General features: G+C 39.8%; 11 protein-coding genes. 1 reads left to right on the forward strand and 10 read right to left on the reverse strand.

Annotated elements, in window-relative coordinates; translation table 11 throughout:
- The first annotated feature begins 31 nt into the window (after window positions 1-31).
- On the forward strand, window positions 32-1558 hold the full coding sequence (locus BUB03_RS05045) for an endonuclease (RefSeq protein WP_073060726.1): 1527 nt from the start codon (window positions 32-34) through the stop codon (window positions 1556-1558).
- A 50-nt stretch (window positions 1559-1608) separates the two neighbouring features.
- Here the strand turns inward: BUB03_RS05045 and BUB03_RS05050 are convergent, their stop codons facing one another.
- The 10 genes from BUB03_RS05050 to BUB03_RS21795 form a co-directional block, all read right to left on the reverse strand.
- The gene (locus BUB03_RS05050) at window positions 1609-2262 is read right to left on the reverse strand and encodes a hypothetical protein (protein WP_073060729.1); all 654 of its coding nucleotides are present in this window, start codon (window positions 2260-2262) and stop codon (window positions 1609-1611) included.
- Between the two features lie 59 nt (window positions 2263-2321).
- Entirely contained in the window at window positions 2322-2975 is a 654-nt protein-coding gene (locus tag BUB03_RS05055; RefSeq protein ID WP_073060731.1) for a hypothetical protein, read from the reverse strand.
- A 12-nt stretch (window positions 2976-2987) separates the two neighbouring features.
- On the reverse strand, window positions 2988-3803 hold the full coding sequence (locus tag BUB03_RS05060; protein WP_228417771.1) for a hypothetical protein: 816 nt from the start codon (window positions 3801-3803) through the stop codon (window positions 2988-2990).
- Between the two features lie 8 nt (window positions 3804-3811).
- On the reverse strand, window positions 3812-6475 hold the full coding sequence (locus BUB03_RS05065; protein WP_073060737.1) for an OmpA family protein: 2664 nt from the start codon (window positions 6473-6475) through the stop codon (window positions 3812-3814).
- A gap of 11 nt (window positions 6476-6486) precedes the next feature.
- The gene (locus BUB03_RS05070; protein WP_073060739.1) at window positions 6487-6975 is read right to left on the reverse strand and encodes a DUF4280 domain-containing protein; all 489 of its coding nucleotides are present in this window, start codon (window positions 6973-6975) and stop codon (window positions 6487-6489) included.
- A gap of 2 nt (window positions 6976-6977) precedes the next feature.
- Entirely contained in the window at window positions 6978-8012 is a 1035-nt protein-coding gene (locus BUB03_RS05075; protein WP_073060750.1) for a hypothetical protein, read from the reverse strand.
- Between the two features lie 16 nt (window positions 8013-8028).
- Window positions 8029-9069, reverse strand: a complete 1041-nt coding sequence (locus tag BUB03_RS05080; RefSeq protein ID WP_073060753.1) for a hypothetical protein — start codon at window positions 9067-9069, stop codon at window positions 8029-8031.
- 56 nt (window positions 9070-9125) lie between these two features.
- Window positions 9126-10547 (reverse strand): T6SS phospholipase effector Tle1-like catalytic domain-containing protein, encoded by a 1422-nt coding sequence (locus BUB03_RS05085; RefSeq protein ID WP_040998565.1) that lies wholly within the window; start codon window positions 10545-10547, stop codon window positions 9126-9128.
- Between the two features lie 53 nt (window positions 10548-10600).
- Window positions 10601-11575, reverse strand: coding sequence for a DUF2931 family protein (locus tag BUB03_RS05090; protein WP_262484327.1), 975 nt, complete (start codon window positions 11573-11575; stop codon window positions 10601-10603).
- A 64-nt stretch (window positions 11576-11639) separates the two neighbouring features.
- Window positions 11640-11810, reverse strand: coding sequence for a hypothetical protein (locus BUB03_RS21795; protein ID WP_155859170.1), 171 nt, complete (start codon window positions 11808-11810; stop codon window positions 11640-11642).

Raw genomic sequence — 11810 nt, forward strand, 5'->3', positions numbered from 1 at the left:
AATATAGTATTCTTACAGAAATTTTATTAGTATGAAAAAACTTATCTTATGTACTGTAATAGCGGGGTTCGCTAATGCCCAGGCTCCTGCAGGTTATTACAATTCGGCAAACGGATTGAGCGGTGCTGCGCTGAAAACGGCATTAAGTACTATTATTACCAACGGACACCAGGACAAAGGTTACAACGGGCTTTGGACAGGTTATAAAACCACTGATATCGATAAGACCTACGAAAATGACGGTTCAATTATGGATATTTATTCAGAGAAACCTTCAGGAACCGATCCTTACAAATATACACCAGGCACTAACCAGTGTGGAACCTACTCTACGGAAGGCAATTGCTATAACAGGGAGCATATTGTTCCTCAAAGTTTATTCAGTCAGGCTGCTCCAATGGTTTCGGATATTCATTTTATCAGAGCTACAGACGGAAAGGTAAATGGAATGAGAAGTAATTACCCATTCGGAAAAGTAGGTTCGGCAACATTTACTTCCCTGAACGGCTCAAAACTGGGCAGTTCTTCGTCTTCCGGATATGCAGGAACTGTTTTTGAACCGATCGATGAGTTTAAAGGTGATGTGGCAAGAATGATCTTTTATTTCGTAACCCGTTATCAGAGCAAACTGTCTACTTTTTCTTCAGGAAATATGCTGGGCAATTCAACGTTTCCGGGACTTCAGACCTGGGAGCTGAATGTTCTTCTGGCATGGCACGCTCAGGATCCTGTATCACAGGCTGAAATTAACAGAAACAATGCATCTTATGCTTATCAGGGAAATAGAAATCCATTCATAGACAATCCTAATTATGTCAATCAGATCTGGGGTTCAAGCCCGGGAACTACTGATCCGGGAACACCTACCAACCCGGGAACGAACTGTGTAAATGAAACTTTTGAAACGATTCCTGCTGCAGAAGCTTCTTATACCACAAGAACATGGTCGGCAAACGGTATTTCATGGACAGCCACAGATGCAAGAACAGACCAGACCATCAACACAAAGGCTATTACGGTAAGAAACGGTTCTCTAACTTCCGGAAGTTCAGCTAACGGTATCGGATCACTGACTGTGACTACCCAGCTTAAGTTCTCCGGAAGCAACGGTACATTTGATGTGAAGGTAAACGGAACAACAGTAGGAACTATACCTTACGGAGCTACTGCTGCCACAACGACGATCAATAACATCAATATTGCAGGCAATGTTACCGTAAGCCTTGTGAACACTTCATCAAGCAACAGAGTGGCTATAGACGATCTTAAATGGACGTGCTATTCGGGAACAGCCAGACAGACTCAGGGAACCTCAGCCGATGAAATTACGATTCAGGAACTTCAGGTTTATCCTAACCCGATCTCCGGACAGGAAATTTTTGTAAAGGGTAACACTCAGAATATCCAAAAGGCAGAAATTTACAATCTTCAGGGTAAAGCACTTCAGACGATTAACAGTCCTTTTAAAAACGGAAATTCTATTAAGGTCCGAAATCTTGAACAGGGAATTTATATTTTAAAACTTGATCAGACTACTTTGAAGTTTATTGTGAAATAATAATTATAATACCAATAAAAAATCCGGCTCAATTCTTGAGCCGGATTTTTTTATTTCATGTAATTATACCATGGAGATCCCTGGGGAGTCGGGTATTTTAATCCAAAAACAGCATTGTTCCTGTATGCATCTTTGGTAACGGTTACATATTTATTTCTGATCGTTCCATCATCTTCAATGGAAATACTCAGGATTGAATAGTTTTTCCCGTCATCCCAGAAAAAAGAAGTGGGATAGGTAAATGAGTTTTTTTCACCCTGGTTCCATGACACTTTATCGGGTGAAATTTTTTTAAGTTTTTCAAAAATTGGTTTTACAAGTTTAGCATCTACGGTTGCTTTGTCTGTTACTGTTGCTGTAGGTTTGCCATGTTTAGCGGTTATTTTTTCAACGAATTCTAAAGAATATTTTTCGGCGGCATTGGTATCAATTGCTCCTACTTTTCCTTTAAATATGGTAATTCTTGTCCCCATTGTATTATCCAAAGGAATGCTGCTATATGTAAGGCCTTTATTTTCGTCTGCATAATACTGTACAACATCGGGGTTGCTTCCACTATCTTTCAGAAAAAGGTTTTTATTTTCAAAATCATATTTTTTTGCATCTTCTCCCAAAGATACGGACGAAAGGTCAAATGATTTATTTCCGCAGCATATATTGATCAATACAGCAAAAATCAATATTAAAAACTTTCCTTTTTTCATAATACGTTATATTTTGATTTATTAATGTCATCAACCTGCTGACATACAGGCCAGCTGTTTTACTGTTTCAAATATATGAATATCAGACAGAATACGTTGATCAAAGTGAGTGTCAGTGCTGCTCCGAAAGACCACATGATTCTTTTCTTCATCCCGTATGAAGAACTGTATGTAGCGAGCAATACAGCAAAAAATGCAGCAACACCTGTAAAAATACCCCCGACTCCCAACATGATCCAATCCAGTTCCAGAGCATTTGTGCTGTTTTGATTATCAGCATCTGTAATTTTTATTTTTTCGCCCAGAGCGGGAGGATTATTGCTGGTAATATCGAGTGTCTTTACTATTTTTTTCCCGTTGGCATTTGTATATTCCACCTTTGGGAAAAAAATGACCCTGTCGCTGTATGAGGAATTTGAAAAGTTTTTGCCTTTGGTGATTTCTTTCTTATATCCTATTACTGTGGCTATATACTGCGGCTCATCATAGGTTCTGTATGCTTTCTCCCAAAAAAAAGAGTAGGATAAAATAAACGCCAGAGCATTGATAGAAACCATGATCAACGAAATAATAAGAAAGAGAAAGGTCTTCTCCATAACCCCTCCTGTTTTTCCGGAATAATTCCTTTTATCCGAAATTTTTGAAAAGATTCTGTATCCCAGGAATACGGAAAGCAAAACAACCACCGCAATTAAACCTCCAAAAAAAGTCATTATCAGGATAATTTAAATAATACTAAATCCTTTTTCTTTTGTTCTCATATGAAGCTTGACTTCCAATTCGATGTTGCCCTGCTTTTCAAGGTCCGGACTTTTGAACTGAAGCGGCTGGGATCCGTCTTTTCTCATGAGTCTTACCAATTTACCATACCCCATGATCTCCAGTTGCAGATCTGCTTCATTAAGCTCTTCCACAGCTAAATTCTGACCAAACAACTGTCCGGCGCTGTCTAAAAATCTTTTTTTCCGGTCTTCGGTATAGTATAGAGCCTGCTCCTGAAGCTTCATTTTGTCCTGGGACATTTCCAGGTATTTCCCTGCATCATGCTCAACAAGTACTGCACGTATCTGCCTGTAATATTTCAAAACATCACTGAAGAGGTCTTCTTTTTTCATGTCCTTAAAATCTACGGAATGCTGCCAGCCGTCCAATACAAAAGGAAGTTCTACTTCTATTTCGCCGGCAACCGTAAAAGTGGGGTGACTGACGTTTTCCGTAAGTCCGTCCCACGGGGATTCCATTTTAGGGTGAAAGGCAAAACGGGAGGCTTTCCAGTTGTCCAAATCTGCACAAAAGAAATCTACCGACAGGGTATCATCTTCATCCAGAACATTTTTTCCCAAACGCGGATACATTTTACCAACCACCTGGTATTTCCCGCTTTGAAGCAGAGCCTGATTGATCATGGTATCTCCTCCGAATCCTCCTTCTTTTGTCTCATCTCCGTACCAGTCTATAACGGGAACATCATTCACATAAATGGTTCCTGAACAATACATTCTGGGATATACGGAGTATAATGGTTTTTTAAAATTATGCATACCTGAATTTAAGTTAAATATTTTTTATCCATATAGTAAGTTTCTTCTTTCATCACCTTTTCTTCTACTTTGAAATTACTTTTCCACCAGCCTACTTCGCCTTCTATCTCTACGGAAAGAACAACTCCGGAAAACTTCAGAACAGGCTGGATAAATAATCCTGTGGTATCTGAATCGATCACAAAATCTCCTCCAAAATAGGAATCTGCTTTGGCGGCAGCTTTAAATGTGGCAATAGGTTTCACTTTTGTCCCTTTTACGGTTCCTACCTCAACACTGATACTGAGTTCTATGGTAGCTCCCATTTTTCCTCCAATAGTGGTTTTACCCTGCATATTGATTCCATTGATGCTGTCTATTTTCAAGGCATCCACCATCATTTCCAGCTCGCCGTAGAATGTAGCTGTAAAGGTAACTGAAGCGCCTAGTTTTTCCAATCCGCCTCTGAATTTATTAATAATTCTTGCGGCGGCAGGGTTTCCTGTTGCCCCGTAAGAAGCTACGGCAATTGCTGCCCCGATGATGTCAATAACAACTTCTGCTCCTATCAGGGGCTTGAAGCCAAAGCCAACTTCCCCTATCACACTCAGGTTTGCCCGCTCATTGACTCTCTCCAGATACCACTTCCCTACTACTGTAAACTTAGGATATCTTACATTAAAACCGACAGGAATTGCTGTTTCTTTAGCGGCACTCTGAGCGTAATTGATCGCATTTTGAACGATATTTACAGCAGTGGCAATCATCTTTGCAACGATCTCTATCTTATCTGAAAACTCGTTGGTGAAGCTTCTTTTTTCTCTGCCGGCATCCCATTCTGCGGATAGCCCTACGCCTATGGAAATCGGAACTTTTCCGGTTTCGTTCAGCCGGTATCTTTTGTAACCTGCCTGTCTGGCTTTCTCCTGATGTTTGGCATAGATATTTCCCGGCGGCATATTGGCCGCTTTATAATTGGATACATTGACCTGGAATTCCAATGCCAGTTCCCATTTGATATCGGGATATGCTTTGATTAAAACTGTAGTTCTTTTTTCATTGCTGAAATATCTGCAGCTGTGAACATGCATATGGAACTGGTTCGGATTGGTAGCCGAAGGCCAGATATACTGTATAGGAGCCACATTCAATCTTGATATATTAGAATAGACTTTGTACCGGAAAGACGGTGTGCCAAAGGTTTGTTTGGTATCTCCGGCATCAATGGCCTGCCCCACATCAACCATAAGGGTCTGCTTTTTATGCTTGTTTTTGCTGTCGCGGAAACATTCATTAGTCTCGAATCCTGCAATATCAATTGTAAGCTCTTTCTTGGTGGATTCGGTAGGCGCCACCACTTCATAATTTACCGTCTGGGCATCATGGGCATTGAATACAAAAGAAATATCTACTCTTCTGTTATTCTCGTAATCTTTTTCATTTTTATATTTTATGTTGTCCCTGCCCATTTTATCATCGGTAGGGTCTATTTCTCCTTTCCCTACAGAAATGATCCTTCGGGGATCAAGACCTCCGTCTGCAAAAAATTTTTTTACCACATCTGCTCTTCTCTGGGACAGTCCTTTATTGTAATTCTGCTTTCCTATCACACAGGCATATCCGCTAAGGTTCATGGTAGAATCTTTATGCTCGAGAAGAAATTTAAGCACATTATTGAGAATAGTTTCTCCGTTCTTATCTATTACCGTTGAATCAAATTTATAATAGATGGTTCTCTCGATCCTTTCCTGAAGAGCGACAGACTGTACTTTTCTTATTCCTTTACCGTTGTCGAAAATCTTGACAGTCGTATTGCTTGCTTTTCCATCCTTCACTTCACTTTCTGTGATTTTGATGACTTCGAATTTACAAGGTTCCTGACGAACGGAATTTACGTCCGGTTTATAAACTTTGGTAGGAGTCTGGTTCTTGCTGACATTGGCATTGGTGGTGATTACTTTATTTTTTACATTCAGATAAATACCGTGAAGCTCATCACCGAGATTGTCTTTAATGTATTTTTTTGATGCGGAATCTTTTACTTTTATATAAAATTCTTCTACATTCTGGATGTTGTCTACATGAGCCATCCAGGAATAGGTATTTTCTATTTTTAAATTGACCTCACCGTCTATAACCTGTACATTATTGTATACATGGATCAGCTTATCGGCTTTTGCAGTCTGCTGGTTCCAAAGTTCAACTGTCAGGGTATTTCCGTTAAGACCTTCCGTTGTAAGGTTAAGGTAAACAATATGGCCGTAGGAAATAAACTTGGTTTTATTCTGGTTTTTGATGCTGTTTTTGCTTCCCCGCTGGGTAGTCCATTTACTGGTAATGATTTTAGGTTCGCACCAGCCCTTTACATAAAGACCTGTATTGTTTTTGGCATCTCTTTTACCGGAAAAACTGGCCTCGATGTAGAACTGATAGCTTCCACAGTACTGTTTGTCAATCCTGAATGTATAGCCTGTAGCAGATGGTGCCTGGTAGATGATAATTTTGCGGTCATTGGTCTGCCTCATCCAGATGACAGGTTTCTTTTTATCTTCAGCGGTTGTGCCCGGCAGCCATTCATCGACCTGAAAAGTCACATCCTGATTGGGTACAATGGTGACTCTCTGCCCCGGAACAGACATTTTCGGATAATAATTGCCTTTTATAACCTTTATTTTTTTTACGCCTTTTGCCATTTGTTTATCATTTAGATTACACCATCCTGCCCACCGTAATCAGGCTGTTCTTTATACATTTCTTCAGCATCAACCAACGGATTGATCTGCTGCTGTACATCTTTATCAGCATTTTTAAAATTCTGCGGACTGCCTTCGGTCCTTTGCCCATGATCTATGATCTCAATACAAGGTGTTCCGGCAATGGCACAGACAGCTTTGCTTGTTTCCACGATGATATATCCGCCGTTGTTAAGCTGTACTTTTTCGTAATAATCTTTCCATTCCGTTACCATAATCTTGCAGGGCGGCGGCGGAGTTCCCATTTTTATACAGTTTCCGAACGTATTTTTTTCAAATGTGGCGGCTCCTATTTCTTTCGTGGTAACGATCAGTTTTTTGGAAGCATCCTTATCGTTGGCGTATTCTTTCTGGTGTGAGAGCACTTTGAGCTTGTCGGGCATCTGCCCGAACTGGCATTTGCATAGAGCACCCTGTACTACAATATGTTTTTCTGCCATGGTTAAAATTCTTTATTTGAAATTACAAGTCTGGTTAAATATTGATTCCCGAATTCCAGACGGACAAAAGAGGAGTTCATCTTGAAGGCAACAACCGTTAATGCACTGGATGTCATTTCATCGGTATCAACCGTAGTTTGGTAGAGCTTAGCATTGTACCGTGCAAATTTCTGCTTACATTCAGATGGTGAACTGTCGTTGAATACAAGCCCATAAGGTAATCCGGAAACCATATCGCTGCCATAATACTGAATGGCATAATATTCCCGTCCATCGTTCATATTGGCGTAGATCATATTGAAATCGTCAAAATCCCAACTGGAATATTTGCCGTTTTTACAGTCTTTACATTCCAGCTCGCTGGGATCTGTCTGTAAAAGCTTTGTAAACACAGCAGATGTGGCAGGCAGCGCAATAAACTGTTTTTTACCGAATAAATTCTGGAGGTATTTGGAAGTCTTTTTCTGCTTTGGAGTTCCCTCTTCCGTGGGAAGGGTCGGAACATCCGAATAGGTGGTAGCCGCTTCAGATGCATCTGCTACTTCCGCTCCTGCTGCGGCCTCAGACGGTTTGTAGGTGGTAAGAAACTCTTTGATTTCCTGTTCCACTTTTCCTGTGGATTTGGTGAGCTTTGTATCCACCTCTTTTTTTGACCAGCTGTCCGGAATCAGTTTTTCGAGATAAACCGTGACTTTTGTATTTTTTGAGGACACTTTTTTCATATTTACGGTCCAGGTCGCCTGTTGGATGAATTGCTTGGATTTGGCTCCGCTTTTCAATGCCAGATCCAGGTAAGGATTTTTGGCAGCTACGTCGTATTTCAGATCATAGAGATCGACAGTAGTTGAAAAATCCTTGTCCGATGCAGCGGCTGCTTTGGGTTCATCTTTGGTATAATCATTCTGAAAATAGAAGATGGTGTTTTGTAAGGTCTCGATGTCCTTAGGGATGTTAAACTCTGTTTTCTGTGCGAAACAGAGGCCAAAGCTTAATATAAAAACAAGTATGGAAAATTTATGATTTGGTTTAATTTTCATTGTGTTAGTTTTTTAATTACTCAGTCAGTGCCGCAATGACTACTGATATTTTCTTTTTCTTCTCAAGTTGTATATCACATTCTAAATACATTGATTTTATAAGTAAGTTTTGTCCGTTCAGGTAATATACCAGCCTGAAGTTGCCTTCATTATTCATCACCGGACTGTCTTCAATAATCATGGAAAAAGGGGCTTTGTTGATAAAATCATAAATGTTTCTTTCATCATTCAACTTTCCTTCTCCTTCTATATTAACCAGGCCTGTCTCTCCTTTTAGCGGATCTACTTCCAGTCTTATTTTATATTTTGGCTCTACCGGATTGTCTACCACAGGAAAACTTTCTGTTATTTCCGTTTCATAATCCTGTCCGAAACTCTGATAGGCCCCGAAAAACAATGTTCTGATGAAATAATCGTTTTTCAGATAAAGGTTCATCGCATCAGGTTCGTTGATTACTTTTTCTATCTTTTCGCAATAGGTATCTACCGTTTCGCCGTCAAATTCTTTATACACCTCCTCTTTTACGGCAGGCCATCTTTCTTTGAATACGGAAAGATTTTCTATGTCATTAAATTTTCCTTTCTCGTCTACGCTGATCTGTAGCGGGTATAAGACTTTTGAGGTTTTATATGCCAGAAGATCGGCTATTTCATTGACTTCTTCTTCGTTCAGATACAGATTGGAAGTCCTGTCTATTTCAAAAAAATGAAGCTGCTTCTCCTTTTTCAGCCAGCGTACTGACGTTTCATATTTCAGTTCGTTTTTATGATCATCATTTTCAATAGTTATGGTTGTTCCATATCTGATGAATGAGTTTTCCGGCTGAAAGATCAGGCTGTTACCCCTTCCGAACTTTACCAACCTGCTTTTATCAGTCACCACAGTTCTCGGCAGAAAGAGCTCTTTCTGTGTTGTAAGCTCAATCAGGATCATATCTTTTACGTCGCAGTGGTTATTGTGGAATAACTTTAAAGCATTGGCGTCTATGCTGTACAGCTGGCTTATACTTTTCAAGCTTTCTCCTTTCTGGACGGTATGTATGTTAAATTTCTGCATAAGCAATCCGGCATCAGTATTCTTTATCAGAATGTCTTATTTAATGTTTTGTATATTTAAGCCTGATGGATCACTCTTACCCTGTCGGAGGTAGGATCCATTCCTATCCCTTCTCTTCTTGCCGACCAGTGCAGGTATTTGTTTCTAAGTGTTCTCAGGTCTTCCTGTTCTTTCATTTCTCTCTGATAGTCTGCATATTTCTGTTCCGGTATAGATGCACCACCATAAGCAACCCTAAGATCATGATATCTTTTAAAGGTATATTGTTTTCCATCTCCCATCGCATAAGGTCTTAAACGGTTTTTCACCCTTACCAGCAATTCATCTGATGAAATGGAATAGGTTTCGTCGGTGAGTTTTTTTATTTTAAGGGGAACGGTCTTCTGCACGCCGTGCTCTGCCATAAAATGCAAGGGAATATAGCTGTATGCTTTTTTCAGAAATTTACGCTCTCCTCTCAGTGACAGGTAAAATCCCGGGGTAATGGTAAGCTCTTCATCGGTATACCAGGCATCATTGATGAGCTGCTGCCGTAATGCTTTTAATTTTGTACTGGTGGTCCATGATGTTTCCACCTCTTCCCATATTTCCGGACCGTCTTCATAAGCTCCACCTACATCACAGTGTACTCCGGGAAATATTTTTTCTATTCCTACGCTTACATTGGTAAGGTCGAAGTTTTCGCGGTGTTCGTTTTCTGCCACAAAATGGATAACGGTCTGTGCCCTTCCGATATCATCCAGTCCCAGTTCTGCTACGTCATTGTGGAAATTGGGTTTTGGAGAAAAGTTTTTGGAATAGGAAGAAACGGTATCGTAAATTCCCAGGAATCTTATCTTCAGGACATCGACAGTAATTCCTGCCTCCTGAAGCTTAAGTCCCAGATGTCCCCATTTTGGAAGCTCCTGACCTTCTACAGCATCTCCGTCACTGTCTGAATAGGATGTTACGGTCATCCCTTCATGGGAGACCGTTGTAGCTCTGGCTTTATATTTTGATTTTCCTATTTCGTGGGCAAAATTACGGGCAGCCGCAGCACCACGGCTGAAACCGAAAACATCAAAAGTAAGAACAGCTATTTTATCTGCTTTTTTTGAGTTTTTGATCGTTTTTACTTTTTTTACGATCTCTTCACAGCCTTTTCTTACTTTTCCTCTGATTCCGGTGGCTCCTGTTCCAAAGGCATAGCCAAGCATGGAATCTTCTTCTTTATCTTCCGTTCCTATTCCTTCTATATAGATTCCAAAATTTTTATCGTAATTATCCCATAACCGTGCTACATTACTCCAGTCATTATTATAACTGTTATTATCACTGGGTTTGCCCCCGTTTTTTTTATAGTCTGCGGTCTTGTTCCTTCTTTCTGTAGTGTTGGTTTTATTATTCAAAGTTCCGTCAAAAAATATCCCAAGAGTAATGTCTAATACTTCCTCTTTGGATATTTCCGGTGTATAATCTCCAAATTTATTATTGTGCATGGTTCTTATTTTATTTATTGACAGATGGTTTGTAAACTTTTGACAGCCGGAATCTACTCTATTTTACCAGAAAGTCTGATCTTTGCTTTCGTAACCGGCAGTTCTTCGTTTCCGCTCTTTAAGGAAAGAACAGCTCCTGTATTATCTGCACGGACCTTAATGGTAAGGTCTATATTTTTTTCTTTTCCCAGCTTACGGAATAATTCAAATATTTCTTTCTCATCAAACGAGTCTATCCAGACTGCATATCTGTTTTTATTTTTATCTCTCCAGTAGAAACCGCAGAATTTCGGAACAGCTCTTTTTTTATAGGTATCTGCTTTCAGGCTTTCTCCGAAAAGGTTTTCCTGCTCACCATTATAATTATTAAATCCGAAATCGATCCATTCGCTGCCCTCAGGCAAAATCACTGAAGGTTTCCAGTTATATTTTTCCCTGTATACTTCATAAATACCCGGATCAGGATAGCCTTCTTTTTCTATTTTAGCTCTGATTTCTGGCTTAAATGTTTCATAGGACGGATCTTTCAGCATTCTGTCTGCAAAACCATCTTTCAGCATGTACTGTGCGTTTTCGTATGCCTTTTCTTTGGTAATAACAGTATCATGAGCCTGAAAGACACCTACTTCTTTCTGATTTCCCGGACCGCTGATCCATAAAACCACTCGTCCTTTGGGTGCAAGACCAACAATAAAATTGCTGTACGTGGTTTTCTTACCATTATCCTGATCTATAAAACCTTTATCAAAGAGATCTTTTATTTTTTGTTTATCCAGATCCCATTCTCCGGTATAGAATTTATTTTCCACCAGGGAATACCATGTAAATTCCAGTTTGTTGGGAATATCCATCTGGCTGGTTTCTACACTCATGGTTCCGCCTTCATTTCCCCATCCCGTATTCTGTGTACCCCAGATGGCATCAAAACCATAAGTGAAATCGTCTGCAATGATGGCTCCCTTGTAAATTTCCATCGGGTATTCCTCCGGTGCCGAAAGGGTTCCCAGCCAGCTGTATTTCTGTTCCATTTTTTTATTTTGACAATTGATTAATGAGAAACTACTAAGAATAAAAAGAATAAGAATTCTTACTTTACTTGTTCCCATGAGACATTATTTTCTTGTTGCTTGCCAAAACAAGGTTATTTTTCTGTGCCTCTACATTAATTTTCTGAGCAATTTTTTCAACTTTTTTGCCTACACTCAGATGATAAGAGTCTGTGACTTTTATCTGTATATTTTTAGCTGTTTTGATGATGGCCAT

The organism is Chryseobacterium oranimense, from assembly GCF_900129755.1.
GTDB lineage: Bacteria > Bacteroidota > Bacteroidia > Flavobacteriales > Weeksellaceae > Chryseobacterium > Chryseobacterium oranimense.

Coding starts and splice junctions, on each gene's coding strand:
- BUB03_RS05045 (WP_073060726.1), top strand. CDS start 32: ATGAAAAAACTTATCTTATGTACTGTAATAGCGGGGTTCGCTAATGCC.
- BUB03_RS05050 (WP_073060729.1), bottom strand. CDS start 2,262: ATGAAAAAAGGAAAGTTTTTAATATTGATTTTTGCTGTATTGATCAAT.
- BUB03_RS05055 (WP_073060731.1), bottom strand. CDS start 2,975: ATGACTTTTTTTGGAGGTTTAATTGCGGTGGTTGTTTTGCTTTCCGTA.
- BUB03_RS05060 (WP_228417771.1), bottom strand. CDS start 3,803: ATGCATAATTTTAAAAAACCATTATACTCCGTATATCCCAGAATGTAT.
- BUB03_RS05065 (WP_073060737.1), bottom strand. CDS start 6,475: ATGGCAAAAGGCGTAAAAAAAATAAAGGTTATAAAAGGCAATTATTAT.
- BUB03_RS05070 (WP_073060739.1), bottom strand. CDS start 6,975: ATGGCAGAAAAACATATTGTAGTACAGGGTGCTCTATGCAAATGCCAG.
- BUB03_RS05075 (WP_073060750.1), bottom strand. CDS start 8,012: ATGAAAATTAAACCAAATCATAAATTTTCCATACTTGTTTTTATATTA.
- BUB03_RS05080 (WP_073060753.1), bottom strand. CDS start 9,069: ATGCAGAAATTTAACATACATACCGTCCAGAAAGGAGAAAGCTTGAAA.
- BUB03_RS05085 (WP_040998565.1), bottom strand. CDS start 10,547: ATGCACAATAATAAATTTGGAGATTATACACCGGAAATATCCAAAGAG.
- BUB03_RS05090 (WP_262484327.1), bottom strand. CDS start 11,575: ATGGAACAGAAATACAGCTGGCTGGGAACCCTTTCGGCACCGGAGGAA.
- BUB03_RS21795 (WP_155859170.1), bottom strand. CDS start 11,810: ATGGCCATCATCAAAACAGCTAAAAATATACAGATAAAAGTCACAGAC.